Source organism: Massilia sp. H6 (genome assembly GCF_024802625.1).
In the GTDB taxonomy this organism is placed as follows: Bacteria; Pseudomonadota; Gammaproteobacteria; order Burkholderiales; family Burkholderiaceae_D; genus Telluria.
On the sequence record NZ_CP103371.1, the window covers coordinates 712,273 to 728,804 of the forward strand.

Annotated in this window: 16 protein-coding genes; 9 read left to right on the forward strand and 7 right to left on the reverse strand. The window is 64.7% G+C overall.

Annotation, left to right across the window (positions count from 1 at the left end; translation table 11 throughout):
- Positions 1–7: 7 nt before the first annotated feature.
- From NRS07_RS03175 to NRS07_RS03200, 6 genes are all read left to right on the forward strand, one after another.
- Positions 8–586: a hypothetical protein gene (locus NRS07_RS03175; RefSeq protein ID WP_259211120.1), complete on the forward strand. Its 579-nt coding sequence runs from the start codon at positions 8–10 to the stop codon at positions 584–586.
- A complete protein-coding gene (locus NRS07_RS03180; protein WP_259211122.1) occupies positions 583–771 on the forward strand; it encodes a hypothetical protein in 189 nt (62 codons plus the stop codon). The genes NRS07_RS03175 and NRS07_RS03180 overlap by 4 nt, the downstream gene beginning before the upstream one ends.
- 137 nt (positions 772–908) lie before the next feature.
- On the forward strand, positions 909–1,148 hold the full coding sequence (locus NRS07_RS03185) for a hypothetical protein (protein ID WP_259211124.1): 240 nt from the start codon (positions 909–911) through the stop codon (positions 1,146–1,148).
- Positions 1,149–1,422: 274 nt separating this feature from the next.
- The gene (locus NRS07_RS03190) at positions 1,423–5,433 is read left to right on the forward strand and encodes a DUF3683 domain-containing protein (RefSeq protein ID WP_259211127.1); all 4,011 of its coding nucleotides are present in this window, start codon (positions 1,423–1,425) and stop codon (positions 5,431–5,433) included.
- Positions 5,430–5,867, forward strand: a complete 438-nt coding sequence (locus NRS07_RS03195) for an HIT family protein (RefSeq protein WP_259211129.1) — start codon at positions 5,430–5,432, stop codon at positions 5,865–5,867. Before NRS07_RS03190 ends, NRS07_RS03195 begins: the two co-directional genes overlap by 4 nt.
- 12 nt (positions 5,868–5,879) lie before the next feature.
- On the forward strand, positions 5,880–6,302 hold the full coding sequence (locus NRS07_RS03200; protein WP_259211131.1) for a DUF971 domain-containing protein: 423 nt from the start codon (positions 5,880–5,882) through the stop codon (positions 6,300–6,302).
- Between the two features lie 95 nt (positions 6,303–6,397).
- On the opposite strand, the gene NRS07_RS03205 is transcribed toward NRS07_RS03200, so the two are convergent.
- The 7 genes from NRS07_RS03205 to NRS07_RS03235 form a co-directional block, all read right to left on the reverse strand.
- Entirely contained in the window at positions 6,398–6,604 is a 207-nt protein-coding gene (locus tag NRS07_RS03205; RefSeq protein ID WP_091875023.1) for a cold-shock protein, read from the reverse strand.
- Between the two features lie 191 nt (positions 6,605–6,795).
- Entirely contained in the window at positions 6,796–8,235 is a 1,440-nt protein-coding gene (locus tag NRS07_RS03210; RefSeq protein WP_259211137.1) for a hypothetical protein, read from the reverse strand.
- A 37-nt stretch (positions 8,236–8,272) separates the two neighbouring features.
- Positions 8,273–8,782, reverse strand: coding sequence for a hypothetical protein (locus tag NRS07_RS03215; RefSeq protein ID WP_259211139.1), 510 nt, complete (start codon positions 8,780–8,782; stop codon positions 8,273–8,275).
- A gap of 11 nt (positions 8,783–8,793) precedes the next feature.
- Positions 8,794–9,474 carry a C39 family peptidase gene (locus NRS07_RS03220; protein ID WP_259211142.1) on the reverse strand — a complete coding sequence of 227 codons (681 nt, stop codon included), beginning with the start codon at positions 9,472–9,474 and terminating at the stop codon, positions 8,794–8,796.
- Positions 9,475–9,487: 13 nt separating this feature from the next.
- Complete coding sequence (locus tag NRS07_RS03225; RefSeq protein ID WP_259211143.1) at positions 9,488–9,877, reverse strand: hypothetical protein; 390 nt, start codon at positions 9,875–9,877, stop codon at positions 9,488–9,490.
- An 86-nt stretch (positions 9,878–9,963) separates the two neighbouring features.
- Positions 9,964–11,880, reverse strand: coding sequence for a hypothetical protein (locus NRS07_RS03230; protein WP_259211146.1), 1,917 nt, complete (start codon positions 11,878–11,880; stop codon positions 9,964–9,966).
- Positions 11,881–12,244: 364 nt separating this feature from the next.
- The gene (locus tag NRS07_RS03235; RefSeq protein WP_259211150.1) at positions 12,245–13,573 is read right to left on the reverse strand and encodes a sigma-54 dependent transcriptional regulator; all 1,329 of its coding nucleotides are present in this window, start codon (positions 13,571–13,573) and stop codon (positions 12,245–12,247) included.
- A gap of 432 nt (positions 13,574–14,005) precedes the next feature.
- Between NRS07_RS03235 and ubiE the strand changes: the two genes are divergently transcribed.
- The 3 genes from ubiE to NRS07_RS03250 all read left to right on the forward strand — a co-directional run bounded on the left by ubiE (position 14,006) and on the right by NRS07_RS03250 (position 16,528).
- Positions 14,006–14,740 carry a bifunctional demethylmenaquinone methyltransferase/2-methoxy-6-polyprenyl-1,4-benzoquinol methylase UbiE gene (gene ubiE, locus NRS07_RS03240; protein ID WP_259211152.1) on the forward strand — a complete coding sequence of 245 codons (735 nt, stop codon included), beginning with the start codon at positions 14,006–14,008 and terminating at the stop codon, positions 14,738–14,740.
- Positions 14,741–14,755: 15 nt separating this feature from the next.
- Positions 14,756–15,730 carry a Tim44 domain-containing protein gene (locus NRS07_RS03245; RefSeq protein ID WP_259211154.1) on the forward strand — a complete coding sequence of 325 codons (975 nt, stop codon included), beginning with the start codon at positions 14,756–14,758 and terminating at the stop codon, positions 15,728–15,730.
- Between the two features lie 111 nt (positions 15,731–15,841).
- Complete coding sequence (locus tag NRS07_RS03250) at positions 15,842–16,528, forward strand: SCP2 domain-containing protein (protein ID WP_373889854.1); 687 nt, start codon at positions 15,842–15,844, stop codon at positions 16,526–16,528.
- Positions 16,529–16,532 lie beyond the last annotated feature (4 nt).

Consider the following 16,532-nt stretch of genomic DNA (forward strand, 5'->3'; position numbering starts at 1 on the left):
GGCCCATATGAGTCGACTCCCCTTGTACGCCAGCGCGTCCAGCGCCCCCGGCAGCTTGCTCGCCGATCGCCGCCTGCTGGGCGCTTGCGTCACGCTGCTGGTCCATGCGGCGCTGCTGATCGGCTGGCAGATGACGCGCAGCCTGCCGCCGCAGGCGGACCCGCAAGCGGCCGTGGTGCAGTGGCTGCGCTTGATACCGACGGCGCCGCGTAGCGACGCCGCGCCGGCCTTGCCTGCTGCGCCGCCGCCAGCGCAATTACGCCGCCGAGCGCCGCAGCAGCTCGTGCGCCGCAGTTCACCCAGCGTTGCGCTGGCAGCGCCAGGCGCTACGCCGCAACCGGCGCTGCCGGCCGCAGCAGGGGCGCCAGCGCCCGCTGCCGCAGCACCCGCGCCGGGTGTCAGCGCCTTCATGGACAGCGCCGGCGCAGCGTCGGCGGCATCGACCGCGCGCTGCGCAAGGACAGCCGGGCGACCATCGTGGCGCCGCCAGACAGCCCGGTGCTGCGCATGCGCCAAGGCATGGAGCTGGCGCGCACGCTGGCGCCGCCGCGCCTATGGGAAGCGCCCAAGGTCGAAGAGTTGGTGAACAATACTGGCGACGGCGCGCGCCGCACCCGCGTCATCACCGGCAATGGCACTTACTGCCTCACCGAGCGCTCGCCCGCAACCAATGTCGAGATGATTGAAATGCACGGCAAGCAGCGTTTCTCCAGCTGCCCCAGGCACGAGACGCCGGCCACGAAACAGGTATGGCGTAGCGCGCGCGATTGACCGCAACGGCCGGTTTCTACCGCTCGCCATTGTCGTGGGCTGCCTCGACGGCAAGCTGATATGCTGCGCCGAGCGGTCAGCTGCGGCCCGCGACCGACCCTTCCGTGAATATGCGCGCCCCCCATGAAAGAACGTGAATGAGTACCACAGAAAAAACCATGATTGCCGAGTTGGCGTTCCAGCTCGGCAAGGTGACAAGACAAGCAGTCGATAACCGGGGCGCCAAGGCTACTCCGGCCGAGCTGACCAGGATCGCGAACGATTTGCTCGAAGCGGGAGAAGAGAAAGTTGCCAGCGACGTGCTGATGCTGTTTGTGGCGGGCTTTGAAGAAGGCAGTCCTCCCGAGCGACGAATCGACCCGGAAAGTCGCGCGTAGCGGATTTTCGACCGGCTGTGTTTATCATGGCAAGCTAAGCCATCTCGGCGTTTCGTGCTGGCAGGCCGCCTTACGCAATATGCCTTTTCCCTCGTTCATGCAAACGAATGATGCACTACGGCCAGTTTATGCTGACGAAATTTGCATAAACTGCTGACTATTGGCATTTCCTTGCGCGACCTGTGGTCATTTTCTTAGCGCCCGCCAGCGTGGTGCAGCGCAATAAGCTAGAATGAACCTCCTTCGGGCGCCCCCGAAATGCCGAGTCGAATCCATGAACGCCCCTGCACAACTCCATACCCTGCTTGCCGACAGCGCTCCCGCGCGCCTGCGCGAGATTCCGTACAACTACACCTCGTTCTCCGACCGCGAAATCGTGATCCGGCTACTGGGTGAGTCGTCGTGGCGGCTGCTCGACGAGCTGCGCGGCGCGCGCCAGACCGGGCGCTCGGCGCGCATGCTGTACGAGGTGCTGGGCGATATCTGGGTGGTCCGGCGCAACCCCTATCTGCAGGACGACCTGCTGGACAACCCGAAGCGCCGCCAGAAGCTGATCGACGCGCTGCACCACCGGTTGGGCGAAGTCGACAAGCGCCGCTTGAGCGTGGACGCCAGCGCCGACGGCGGGCCTGAGGCCGCGGCCAGCCGCAATGCCGCGGTCGAGCAACTGCTCGAAGCCGCGCGCGGCGCGGTGGATGCCTTTGGCCTTGAATTTCGCACCATGTACGACCTGCGCAAGCGCGCCCTGCGCGTGCTCGGCGCGTATACCGACAAGCGCAACATCCGCTTCGACGGCATGCACCGCATCTCGCACGTCACCGATGCCACCGACTGGCGTGTCGAATATCCCTTCCTGGTGCTGGTGCCCGACAGCGAAGAAGAAATGGCCGGCCTGGTCAAGGGTTGTATCGAGCTGGGACTGACCATCATTCCGCGCGGCGGCGGCACCGGCTACACCGGCGGCGCCATTCCGCTCACGCCAATGTCGGCCGTGATCAACACCGAAAAGCTGATTGCGCTGGGCGAGGTGGAAATTACCCGGCTGCCGGGCGTGGAGCGCGAGTATGCCACCATCGCCAGCGGCGCCGGCGTGGTCACCCAGCGCGTCTCGCAGGCCGCCGAGAAGGCCGGCTTCGTGTTCGCGGTCGACCCGACCTCGGCGCACGCTTCCTGCATTGGCGGCAACATCGCCATGAATGCGGGCGGCAAGAAGGCCGTGTTGTGGGGCACCGCGCTGGACAACCTGGCTTCGTGGCGCATGGTGGACCCGAACGGCGACTGGCTCGAGGTCACCCGCATGGACCACAACCTGTCCAAGATCCACGATGCGCCGGTCGCCACCTTCGAGCTCGCATGGACCCATCCGAGCGTGCGCGGGGCAGCCAAGGGCGCCCCGTTCCGCACCGAGACACTGGTCATCGAGGGCAAGCGCTTCCGCAAGGAAGGCCTGGGCAAGGACGTGACCGATAAATTCTTGTCCGGCCTGCCAGGCATCCAGAAAGAGGGCACCGATGGCTTGATCACGTCGGCGCGCTGGATCCTGCACAAGATGCCCAAGTTTGCGCGCACCGTGGCGCTGGAATTCTTCGGCCAGGCGCGCGATGCGATTCCGTCGATCGTCGAAATCACGAGCTATCTCGAGAGCCTGCCCAGGAACGGCGACCCGGCCTTTGCCACGCTGCGCCTGGCCGGCCTGGAGCACCTGGACGAGCGCTACCTGCGTGCGGTCGGTTATGCCACCAAGTCGAAACGCGGCGTGCTGCCGAAAATGGCGCTGTTCGGCGACATCGTCGGCGACGACGAGAACGCGGTCGCCATCGCGGCGTCGGAAGTGGTGCGCATCGCTAACACCCGCGTCGGCGAAGGCTTCGTCGCGGTCAGCCCCGAGGCACGCAAGAAATTCTGGCTCGATCGTGCCCGCACCGCCGCCATTGCGCGCCATACCAATGCGTTCAAGATCAACGAAGACGTGGTGATTCCACTGCCGCGTATGGGCGAGTACACCGACGGCATCGAGCGCATCAACATCGAGCTGTCGATCAAGAACAAGCTGCAGCTGGCCGACCAGATGCTGGCCTATCTCTCGAGCGAGCAGCTGCCGATCGAGAAGAGCGACGATGCCGGGGGCGAATCGGTCGACCGCGCCGAAATCCTGGGCGACCGCCCGCAGCAGGCGGTGGCGCTGGTGGAAGCGGCGCGCGCGCGCTGGAGCTTCATCCTCGCCAACCTCGACCAGCCCTTGCGCGACGTGCGCGGCAGCCTGGACCAACTGGGGCTCGATGGCCTGTCGGCCACGCTCGACGAGCGCATCGGCAGGCAGCCAGAGGTGCTGCTGTTCGATGTGGTGCAAGACCACACCATCCGCGTCTCGTGGAAGGGCGAGCTGCGTGCGCCGCTGCGCCAGATCTTCAATGGCTCGGCCTATAAATGCATCCTCGACGAAGCCAGCGCGATCCACAAGCGCGTGCTGCGCTCGCGCGTGTTCGTGGCGCTGCACATGCATGCCGGCGACGGCAACGTGCACACCAACCTGCCGGTGAACTCGGACGACTACGCGATGCTGCAAGATGCCCACAAGGCGGTCGAGCGCATCATGAAGCTGGCCCGGTCGCTCGACGGCGTGATCTCGGGCGAACACGGCATCGGCATCACCAAGCTCGAATTCCTGCACGACGAAGAAATCCAGGAATTCCGCGACTATAAATTGCGGGTCGATCCGGAAGGGCGCTTCAACAAGGGCAAGCTGCTCAACCTCGAAGGCGCGCACGCCGACCTGCGCAACGCCTACACGCCGTCGTTCGGCCTGATGGGCCACGAATCGCTGATCATGCAGCAAAGCGATATCGGCGAAATCGCCAACAGCATCAAGGACTGCCTGCGCTGCGGAAAGTGCAAACCCGTCTGCACCACCCACGTGCCAGAGGCGAACCTGCTGTATTCGCCGCGCGACAAGATCCTGGCCACCTCGGCCCTGATCGAAGCCTTCCTGTACGAAGAGCAGACCCGCCGCGGGGTGTCGATCAAGCACTGGGAAGAATTCGAAGACGTCGCCGACCACTGCACCGTGTGCCACAAGTGCGTGACACCGTGCCCGGTCGACATCGACTTCGGCGACGTCTCGATGAACATGCGCAACCTGCTGCGCAAGATGGACAAGCGCAGCTTCAAGCCGGCCAGCCGCGCCGCCATGTTCTTCCTGAACGCGACCGACCCGACCACCATCAATGCCACCCGCAAGGTGATGGTCGACTGGGGCTACAAGGCCCAGCGCATGGGCAACCAGCTGCTGCGCGGCTTTGCCAAGCCGCAGGTCGAAGCGCCGCCTCCGACCACCGGCAAGGCGCCAGTACGCGAGCAGGTGATCCACTTTATCAACAAGAAAATGCCGGGCAACCTGCCGAAGAAGACCGCGCGCGCCTTGCTCGACATCGAAGACGACAAGGTGATCCCGATCATTCGCGACCCGCAGAAGACCACGGCCGACACCGAAGCCGTGTTCTACTTCCCGGGCTGCGGCTCCGAGCGCCTGTTCTCGCAGGTAGGCCTGGCCACCCAGGCCATGCTGTGGGAAACCGGGGTGCAGACCGTGCTGCCGCCGGGCTACCTGTGCTGCGGCTATCCGCAGCGCGGCGCCGGCCAGTACGACAAGGCCGACAAGATGATGACGGATAACCGCGTGCTGTTCCACCGCATGGCCAACACGCTGAACTATCTCGACATCAAGACGGTGCTGGTCTCGTGCGGCACCTGCTACGATCAGTTGGCAACCTACGAGTTCGACAAGATCTTCCCGGGCTGCCGCATCATGGACATCCACGAATACCTGCTCGAAAAAGGCGTCAAGCTCGAAGGCGTCAGCGGCACCCGCTACATGTACCACGACCCTTGTCACACGCCGATGAAGATGCAGGACTCGCTCAAGACCGTCAACGCGCTGGTGTCTACTTTTGATGACGTCAAGATCGAGAAGAACGACCGCTGCTGCGGCGAGTCGGGCACCTTCGCCGTGAGCCGTCCGGACATCGCAACCCAGGTCCGCTCGCGCAAGCAGGGCGAAATGGAGACGGGCGCCGACAAGCTGCGCGCCGACGGGTTTGACGGCAACGTGAAAATCCTGACCAGCTGCCCATCCTGCCTGCAAGGCCTGTCGCGCTACAACGCCGATTCCGGCACCACGGCCGACTACATCGTGGTGGAAATGGCCCGCCACCTGCTGGGCGAGAACTGGATGCCGGACTACGTGGCGCGTGCCAATAACGGCGGTATCGAAAGGGTACTGGTATGACCGTCGCGGTCAAGCGCGAGCCGGGATGCGAACTATGCGAGCTGGCCGCGCCAGTCGCCTGGTCCGGCCCGAAGTTCAGCGTCATCATCGTCGACGACGCCAGCTACCCGGGTTTTTGCCGCATCATCTGGCGCGAGCACGTGCGCGAGATGAGCGACCTGGAGCAGCAAGACCGGCTGTTGCTGAACGAGGCCGTGTACCAGCTCGAGCTGGCGGTGCGCGAGGTGATGCAGCCGCTGAAGGTGAACGTCGCGAGCCTGGGCAACGTGGTGCCGCACCTGCACTGGCATGTCATTCCACGCTACGCCGACGACGCCCACTTTCCGGCGCCGGTGTGGGCCGCGGCCGCGCGCGAGCCCGATGCATCCACCTTGGCCGCGCGCCGCGCGCTGCTGCCCGAACTCGCAAGGGCGATTGCCCGCCGCTTCCATTAAACGAAAGCACCCATGCCCATTCCTCTCGACCTGGCGGTCCGCCAGAAATCCCGCGTCCTCGATATCAGCTTCGACGACGGCAGCAGCTTTTCCATTCCATTTGAACTGATGCGCGTGTATTCGCCCTCGGCCGAGGTCAAGGGCCATGGCCCGGGCCAGGAAGTGCTTCAGTTGGGCAAGCGCGAAGTCGGCATCACGGCCGTCGAGCCGGTCGGAAACTACGCCGTCAAGCCCGAGTTCAACGACGGCCACGCCAGCGGCATCTTTACCTGGGATTATCTCTACAAGCTCGGCAGCGAGCAGGGCGCGCTGTGGCAGGCCTACCTGGACCGTTTGCATGCGGCCGGTTTTGCGGGCGACAGCGGCCGCGAACCGGGCACCGTCTTGCCGGGCGCCGGCTCGGCCCCGAAGTCGGGCTGCGGGCACAGCCACTAGGGCGCGCGGCCGCCGCTGCCGCTTTCCAAAAACAAAGAGCACATCCAGGGATGTGCTCTTTTGTCATACATGCCCGCCAGGCGGGCAATGCAGTATTACGCTTGCGGCTGGATGTTCGAAGCCTGCTTGCCTTTTGGGCCAGTGGTGACGTCGAAGGTCACGCGCTGATTCTCTGCCAGCGACTTGAAGCCGTTAGCATTGATTGCCGAGAAGTGCGCGAACAGGTCTTCACCGCCGCCGTCTGGGGTGATGAAACCGAAACCTTTTGCATCATTGAACCACTTTACGATACCAGTCGCCATGTTAATTCTCTCCTGAAAGTTTGTCTGTTTTGTTCGCCCTGCCAGCGAACCTTCGGACTTACAGACCATGGCGCGCTTAACATTGCAAGGTTGATTATAAAGATAATTTGTTAAAACGGAAGCAAGATCTTTGAATCGTGCGAATCGTATGCCAAATACCACGGCCATTCGGTCCCCGAATGGCCGTTGTTTCAGAACGAGAATGGCACCCTGACCGTCAGCGAGACATCCGGGGTGTCGCGCGTGACGCCCGCGCCCACCGCCACGTTGAGCGAGCGCTTGTCGTTGAAGCGGTACGAGTAGCCCAGCAGCAGGGTACCGAGCTGGGTGCGCACCGCACCGGGCACCGAATTGCCGTTCTGCTTCATGCGTCCAACGGTGCTGTGATCGTAGCCCAGGCTGAGCGAAGCCTTGTCGTTGAGCGCCAGGCCCATGCCGAAGTTAAAGCCGATGATGCCGCCCGGCGCCAGTTCGCCCAGGGGCTCGCGCTCGCCGTCGCGCACCAGGCGGGTGATGCCGCTTTCCTTGAAATTGTGCAAATAGCTGATGTTGCCGAAGAACACCGCTGGATCGGACGGGAACAGCCAGGTCAGGCTGCCTTGCAGGGAATGAAAGCCCGAGCCCGTCGGCAGCGACAGCGGCAGGCCGGTGCCGGTGACGTTGTCGCCGATGCAGCGCGTCTGGCAGTCGGTGACGACGTCGAACGGGCTGCGCCCGGTGGTCGACTTGTAGCGCAGGCCGCCGATGTAATACGGCTTGTCCGGTCCACCGTTATTGAGCTGGTAGCGACCGGCGACTTCGACGTCACCGATGGCCTTGCCGCTGGTCTGGAACACCCGTTCGACGGCGGTGCCAGTGAAGATTTCGCGGCTGACGGTGGCGTCGGAGCGGTACACGTAAGGCAGCTTGACTTCGACTTCCATGCGGTTGCTCAGGCCGGTACGGGCGGTCAGGGCGCCAGTGAAGGTATTGCGCTTGACCTCGCGCACGTCCACCAGGCCGATCAGCAGCGCAGGGATCACGGTATAGCCAACCAGCGCCACGCGGTTGCTCGACGAGTAGCCGAACTGCAGGGACGGTTCAAGAATGTATTTGCCGCGCGGCGTGAGCACGCCCGGCGCTTCGAATAGCGGCGCCACTTCGGGCGGGCGGCCATCGCGGGGCGAGCGGGTGGCATTGTTTTGCGGCGCCTGCGCCTGCGCCTGGTTCGGGGCGCGCGCGGCTGGCTGGGATGCCGGCTGGCCGTTCATCGGACCGGGCGTCGAAGGCGCCGGATTGGCCGGCCGATTGGCCACGGGCACGCCAGATGCGCCGCTGTTCTGGCCGCCGGTGCCGCGCTGCTCGGACAGCAGCAGCTCGTCGACCCGGGCTGGCAATTGCGCCGAAGTTGCCAGCGCCGGCGCGGGATGCTCGCGGCGCTCTTCGATACGGTCGATCTTGGCCTGCTGGGCTTGCAACTCCAGCATCAGCTTGTTGACCAGTGCGCGCTGCGCGGCGAGTTCGGCCTTGAGTGTGGCCAGCTCCCGGTTGGGGCTGTGGTCGGCTACGGGCTCTTGCTGGGCATGCGCAAGCGGGGCCAGCAACATGGCAGCCAGCCCGGCGGCGCCGAGGCGCGCGGCGTGTGTGTGCATCCGTTTCTCCATCGGCTACATTAATAATTATGCAATATTACAGGCTTCCGGCCGAGCGCACGACTGCATCGCGAATGGTAGAGTGAAAATTCAGATCCTTGATCAGGGCCATGCTGTTAACGGTCGAACTGATCGTGGTATGGGCGCGGATGGCCTGGTCGTTCAGGCTGTTCTGGATCAGGGTGGCGCCATTGGGCAGGCCAAGCTCGCTGGCAACGAAATTGTTGCCGCCCAGCTGGATCAGCTGGGCGCTGCCGAGCGCGGCGCGCGCCTGCAGCAGCTGGTCGGCGTTCATGCTTGCCATATTGGCGATCGCGACATTGGTACGCGACAGCACTTCGCCGTTGACCGAGACGACCCGTTCAATCCCAAGTGACAGGTTAAGTCCGCCTGGCGTATCGAATCCGCCGCGCTGGGCATCCAGGGTGGCCGAGTCGACCGCCTTCCATGCGTCCACCGAGGCAGTGTCCTGGGCCAGGGCTGCGCTGTAGACGCACGCCAGCAGCGTGACCAGTATGGCCCGACAAGCGTGTGGGAGCCGTTGCATGGTGAATCCTTTTAGAAGTCGCCAGGGCCGAACTTCGGCAAACTCTGGCTGTACTGTTCCTGGTTGATGCCATTGCCCAGCGGTGCCCGCGGGGCGGCGCGCCAGTCATCGGCGCCATTAAAGGCTACTTGTCCGGGGTACTTGTGCACCACGAAGAGCAGCTTGTTCGCCCAGAGCTCGTGGAAACGCGCACGCGTGACCGAACGGGTGCCGCTGGACGGGTCGCCGAGCAGGATACGGCCGTCTTCGGCCCCCTTGATCACGACAAAGTGGTTGTAGCCGCGCTCGCTAATCAGGACGATCGCCGGCAGTTTCGCTTCAAGTAGCTTGTCGAGCGGTTGCTGGAAGCCGTCTCCGACGAAGCCGCGCGTTGCCAAGAAGCGCTTCATGTCGAGCATCGAAAAGCCTTGCTGGCGAATCTTGGCCTGGTCGCCGTTGGCGTACATGCTCTCAAAGACGACCTTTTCGGTGACCGGAGAGCTGTAGTGGTGGGTCAGCAAGGTGGCCAGTGCGGCCGAGCCGCAGCTGAAATCGAATTGCTGGCGTGTGGTAGTGCGAAACTTGATTTCTTTTAAGCTAGTGACCGGAACGGTGACGCGCTGCCCAACGGCCAGATCGAGCGCCGACGCCGGGCTTCCGGCTGCCAGCAACAGGCCGCACAAGGCGGCGCTGAGGGCAACATGCTGTTTCATGCTGTTTCCATGCTTATTGCAAACGCAGGTTGATGACGGTGGCGCTCTGGATCAGCACGTTCGAGCCGCTGTTCTGGATCACGACCGGCAAGCCCTGCGAATTGGCGAACGAGCCGCCGTTGATGGTATTGCTGCCGCTGACCGTGTTGATCGCGGTGTTGTTGCCGACTGTGCCACCCAGCACGGCTTCGGTATGCATGGTGTCGTCCTTGCCGGTGGTGCGGGCCAGGCGATCGGTTCCGGCGGCATCGCCCCAGGCATCGAGGCTGTCGCGTGCGTCAGGTGCGACGTTTATTTCAGACAGAAAACTGACTTTGACCGGCAACAGTTCCGGATCGGCGGCCTGGACCGCCAGCGGGAGCGTGATCAGCGCAGCCAGCAGGAGTCGGTTCACAGGTTTCATGGGTTCTCCCTTGTTTGAAACCACCACGCGGCAGGTGCCGCGCGGTGGTGACTACAGCAGTTACTGCATTGCTACCGATCGCGTGCTTACTGACCGGAACCCACTGACAAGTTCGACTGCACGTTGACGCTCTGCTGGATCAGCGACGAGAAGCCGTTGTTCTGGCTGATCACCGAGACGCCGGCCGCATTGTTGGCCACATTGGTCATGGCGTTCGACATGTCGAAGGCGCCGGTGCTCACCGACTGGGTGCCGCCGTTGCCGCCGGTGCCGGAGCCGCCTGCGCCGCCCATGCCTTCACCGCCAGTGTTGGCGCCGCCTGCGCCGCCTGCGCCGGCCATGGTCGAGCCGCCGGCACCGCCTGCGCCGCCCATGCCACCGGTTGCCGAGCCCGAGGTGTTGTCACCGTTCGAGGCATCGCCATTGCCGGTCGAGCCGCCCGCGCCGCCGGCGCCGGCCATGTTCGAGGCTTCACCGCTGGCTGCACCGGCTCCACCGGCACCGCCTGCCGCACCGGCGCCGCCGGTCGAGGTGCCCGAGGCACCCGCGCCGCCAGTCGAGGTGCCGGCCGCGCCCGCGCCGCCTTCGCCACCGGCACCGGCAGTGCCAGAGGCACCGGCACCGCCTGCGCCTTCACCACCTGCACCGCCGTTGGCAGCCAGGGCTGCACCCGCGCCGGCAGTGCCGCCGGTCGATGCACCGCCTGCTGCACCGGCGCCGCCGGTGTTCGATGCCATCGCGCCGGAACCGCCGGAGGCGCCTGCGCCGCCCGCACCGCCCATTGCATCACCTGCGGTGTTCGAGTTGGCGCCGCTGGTGGCGGTGCCTGCGGTGCTGGTGCCACCGGTAGTCGACGCGGCGCCGCTCGAGCCGCCTGCGGTACCTTCCGAGCCAGGCATGCCCGAGCCCGAGGTGGAGGTGTTGTCGCCATTGGATGCGCCGCCTGCGCTAGCGCCGTTCGTTGCCGTCAGGCTCGAGCCCGACGAGGTGCCGCCCATGCCGCCCATGCCGCCTTCGGCGCCTGCGCCGCCAGTGGCCATGCCGGTGCCGCCGCCGGCGCCGCCTTCGCCTGCATTCACGCTGCCATTGCTGCCGCCGTTGGCGCCGGCCAGCGAACCGGTGCCACCGCCTGCGCCGCCGGCACCGTTGCCGCCCATGCCGCCGGTGGCTGCACCGCCTTCGCCGCCTGCCGCGCCACGCCCGCCGGTTGCGCCCGAGCCGCCACCCATGCCGCCGGTGGCTGCCGATTCGCCGCCTGCGCCGCCCAGGCCGCCGGCCGCGCCGCGGCCGCCTTCGCCCGAGGTCGCGCCGCGTGCCACGCCGCCGTCACCGCCAGCTGCGCCCGAGGCATTGCCGACCGATGCGGTGCCGTTGGCGGCATAGCCGCTGGTAGCGCCTGCGCCGTTGCCGCCTGCGGCACCTGCTGCGCCGTTGGCCGCGCCGCCCGATGCGCCGGCAGCGCCACGGGCGTTGCCACCCATGCCCTCGCCGCCAGCGGCGCCGGAGCCGGAGGCGCCGTTGGCATTGCCGCTGTTGTTGGCGACATTACCGATGTTGTTGATCGCGTTGCCGCTGACGTTGCCCGACAGGGTGCTGTTCGCGTTGGCGCTCGAGGTATTGAACGAGTTCGCCACCGACGACGTTGAGGTAGCGCCATTATTGGCGGCCGCTGCACCCACGTCGCTGGCCGAGGCGTTGCCCGAGCTGCGGTTCTGGCCCGACGAATCGCGGGTGTCAGTGGTGGTGTTGGTACGGGTGTCGGTACGGTTGTCGGTATTCGTGGTCGTGTTGGTACGAGTATCAGTGCTGTTGTCGGTGGTCGTGTTGGTGCGGGCGCTGTTATCGGTGTTCGTCGTGGTATTGGTGCGGGTGCTGTTGTCCGAACGGTCCGTCGTCGAAGTCTGGGTGTTGTCGCCACGGACGTCGTTGACCGAGTTGCCGTCTTGTGCGTGTGCCAGGCTAAATGCGAGGGCGATCGCGGTCGCCAGAATAGTGCGCTTCATCTGATACTCCCCATGTGTGTCACTGAACGTTGAAATGCCCGGTGTCATCATGACAACCGGTCCATCCGCTTACTAGCAGTTTGCATGCCAGCTTCGTAGTCATTTCCGCAAGCCTTTGATTAAAATGACGATTTTAATAAGGAGCAAACATGTAGGACGTTGTTGATGAGGCAAGTCAATAAGTTCGCGACAAAGTGTCACATGCTTGTGACAGTTGTAACGCGATTGTCACAAAAACTGTATCAATCTGTAATGACAGCAGGGGCGAGCCGGCGCTGCATGAAGGCAGGCATTTGCATTCGAGGTAGGAGGAGATGCAGGGATGACGGGGCAGCTTGGCGCAGCCCCATAGGGCAGGCCAGGTTCAGGGCGCGATGGAGTGCTTGGCCATGAGCCGGTACAGGGTCATGCGTGAGACACCGAGGTCGCGCGCGGCCTGGCTGATGTTGTTGCCGCAGCGTGCCAGGCTGTTCCAGATGGCGTTGCGCTCGGCGCTGCCGCGCGAGGTATCAAGGCCATCGCGCAAGATGATGGCATTGTCGGCGCCCGGCAGTTCAAGGTCTTCGGGGGTGATCAGGCGATGTTCCGCCAGCACCATGGCGCGCCGCATCCGGTTGATCAGCTCGCGAATATTGCCGGGCCAGGCGTGCTGGATCATTGCCCGCATGGCCTGCTTGCTCACACCCTTGAGTTGCGGGCTTTTCTCATCGGCAAATTTGTCAAAGATGAGCTCAGTCAGCAGGGGCAGGTCGTCCTTGCGTTCGCGTAGCGACGGCACGCGGATGGGAAATACGCTCAGGCGGTAATACAGATCTTCGCGGAAGCGTCCCGCAGCGACCGCAACAGGCAGGTCGACGTGGGTGGCGGTGATCACGCGCGCATCGACCGGGATGAGGCGGGTGCCGCCGACCCGGTAGATGGTACGCTCTTGCAAGAAGCGCAACAGGCTGGCCTGCAGGTCGAGCGGCAGGTCGCCGATTTCGTCGAGGAAGATGCTGCCGCCCGAGGCTGCTTCGATCAGGCCCTGCTTGTCCTTGCCGGCGCCAGTAAAGGCGCCGCGCTCGTAGCCGAACAGTTCGGAGTGGATCAAGGCCGGCGGGATCGCTGCGCAATTGATTGCAATAAAAGGCCCACCGGCGCGGGGCGACTGCGCATGGATTTCCTGCGCCGCCAATTCCTTGCCGCTGCCGCTTTCGCCAGAGATCAGCACCGGCGCATCGATCGCGGCGATCTTGTCGATGTGGGCGCGCAGGCGCCGGATCGCCACCGACTCGCCGTCGATGTGGCGGGCACCGGCCTGGCGCTGGTGTGGCGGCGTGCCCTTGATAAGCATGGCCATGCCGTGCGCATGGCCCAGTGAGTGATGCAGGCGCACCCTGTCGACCGGCCGGGTATGGAAATCGCACAGGTGGGTCGCGATGGCCTGGCGCAGCTGGGGACGCTCGAGCAGGTCCGAGCCGAATACGCCGATCCAGCGGATGTGGTGGTGCTGTTGCAAGAAGCGTTCGGTATCGTCGTGTTCGAGGCTGCCGTTGGTGTCGAGCAGCAGCCCGACCGCATAATGCTGCTGGGCCAATACCTTGCGCGCGGCGCCGACACTGTCTACCGTGCACACGTCCCAGCCCCGCAATTCGCCACAGGTGGCGAGCACGCCCGCGTTGCCTTCATTCGTGATGCATAACAGTCGCTTCACCGACACCTGATACCTCTTTTTATTCGTTTTTGTTTGGCAGTGCGAACGGCGCTGTTGGCCGTAGGGCAGGGCGAGGTTTTGATGCTCTTGCCCACAGTGGCGCCGGATCGAGTCCGGCTTGCTATGACGAGTATTTAACCAGATTTGGCAACTTTCCGGCGCACGATAATTGTCGAGTTGGTAATTCGCACCTCAATAAATTCTCAAGAGAATCAATGCCTTGCAGAATGTATTGACAGTGGAGCTGCAATGTTGGATGGCACCCAACCAGCTGGCCGAGGGAGCCGGAGAGCCCGGCAAGCCGACTGGAATTTCTTCGAGTCAGGGCGCGTTCGGCCAAGGCACTACGGGGCTGGACCAGGCAAGGCCTGCACGGCGTGGCTCTCGCCGGGCAGCTTGTATAATGTGATAACCCCAAACCGCACGCATACAATGACCAATACCACTCACTTCGGCTACAAGACTGTCGCCGAGGACCAGAAGGTCCAGGAAGTCGCCAAGGTTTTCCATTCGGTCGCAGCGAAATACGACGTCATGAACGACCTGATGTCGGCCGGCCTGCACCGTGCGTGGAAGATATTTACCATCGCGCAGGCTGGCGTGCGCCCGGGCTTCAAGGTGCTCGACATTGCGGGCGGCACCGGCGACCTGGCCAAGGCTTTCGCCAAACAGGCGGGCCGTACTGGCGAGGTCTGGCTAACCGACATCAACGAGTCGATGCTGCGCGTCGGTCGCGATCGCCTGTTGAATCAAGGCCTGGTGACCCCCACTTTGTTATGCGATGCCGAGAAGCTGCCGTTCCCGGATAATTATTTTGACCGGGTCAGCGTGGCCTTCGGCCTGCGCAACATGACGCACAAGGACCAGGCGCTGGCCGAAATGCGGCGTGTGCTCAAGCCTGGCGGCAAGTTGCTGGTGCTCGAGTTTTCGAAAGTCATCGCGCCGCTGCAGAAACCGTATGACGTGTATTCGTTCTCGGTGCTGCCGTGGCTGGGACAAAAAATTGCCGGCGACGCCGAGAGCTACCGCTACCTTGCCGAATCGATCCGCATGCATCCAGACCAGGACACCCTGAAGGCGATGATGATCGATGCCGGGCTGGAGCGGGTCCAGTATCACAACCTGACGGCAGGCGTGGCGGCACTGCACACCGGAATCAAACTGTAACGAGAGGATGCGATCATGAAAAAATTCCTGGCTACCATGCTGTTGGCGGTCACCGCCGTGTCGATGCTGGCGGAAGCCACCGCGCGCCCGATGGGCGGCAAGCGCTCGATCGGGCGCCAGTCGCAGGCGGTGCAGAAAATGCCGGCGCCGGCCGCGGCGCCGGCCCCGGGCATGCAGCAGCGCCAGCCGTCGGCCGCGCCTGCCGCCGCCGGTGCTGCCGGCGCCGCCGCCGCGCGCACGGCGCGCCCGAGCATGTGGAAGGGCATCCTGGGCGGCGCGCTGCTGGGCCTCGGCCTGGGCGCGCTACTGTCGCACCTCGGTATCGGCGGCGCGCTGGCCAGTGTGATCTCGGCCATCCTGATGATCGGCCTGCTGGCACTGGTCGTGCTGTTCATCGTGCGCATGTTGCGCCGCAAGGACACCCCGGCCAACCCGGCGTTTGGCGGCTACGCCAACCCGCAGCCAGCCGGCGCCGCGGCCGCTTCGGTCGCCACCCCCGAGATCGGTTCCGGGCTGCGCCAGCCGGTCGGGTTCCAGGGAGTGCAATCGGGCGGCGTATCGCTGGGCAAGCCCGGCGTTGGGGGCAGTGCCGCGCCGGTCCATCACCAGTGGGGCGTGCCGGGCGACTTCGACCAGGATGCTTTCCTGCGCCATGCAAAGTCTTCGTTCATTCGCATGCAGGCCGCCTGGGACCGTGGCGACACCAATGACCTGCGCGAATTCACCACACCAGAAGTTTTCGCCGAGCTCAAGATGCAGATCCAGGAGCGTGGCGGCGTCGACGACTTCACCGATGTGGTGACGATCGACGGCCAGGTGCTGGGCATCGAAACCACCGCCACCGACTACCTGGCCAGCGTGCAGTTCAACGGCATGATCCGGACCGCGCCGAATGCGCCGGCCGAGCCTTTCGTAGAGGTCTGGAACATGTCCAAGCCGCTCAGCGGCAATGGCGGCTGGCTGCTGGCGGGTATCCAGCAGGTCGATTAATTATTTTTCAGTAAAGATCCTGTGCTACCGGGTTTGCGCCCGGCAAACTGGTAAGATCAAGACCGCCCGAGTCAATACCGGGCGGTTTTTTTTAACAACGCGCTGTTGTCAATGAGTGCCATGTCTTCGAGCCCAACCCTGTTGTCGACGCCCGCCGTCGCCACGATCAATCACCTGCTGGCCCAGGAAGCCTGGGCGCGTGATGCGCTCGCCATACACGCTGGCAAGCAAGCCTGCATCGACACCGGTGCGCTGCAGTTGCGCCTGCGCGTGGCGCGCGATGGCATGCTCGAGGCCGGCAACGGCAAAGTGCCGGCCAACGTGACCATCCGCGTCAAGCTGGCCGACCTGCCCCTGATCGCGCAACACCGCGAGCGCGCCTTCTCCTACGTCAAGATCGAGGGCGACGCGGAATTTGCCAACACCCTGTCGGCGCTATCGAAAGGCCTGCGCTGGGATGCCGAATACGACCTCGAACGCTTCGTCGGCCCGCTCGGCGCGCGCCGCCTGGTCGAGGGCACGCGCGGCGCCGTCAACGGCGTGCTCGGCACCGGCCGCCGGCTGGCCGAGAACCTGGCCGAATTCCTGCTCGAGGAGCGCCAGGTGCTGGTGCGTCCGGCCCAGGTGGATGCCCTCGCGGCTGACGTGGTACGCCTGCGCGACGACGTCGAGCGGTGCGCCAAGCGCATCGCGAAACTGGAGGCGCGCCTGGCCCAGCCCGGCGCCGCTTCGACGGCGGCCAGCACAACGCTCCCGAGCGCGGCCGGCCTGAGCACGACCCTGACCCCGGATAGCTGACCTG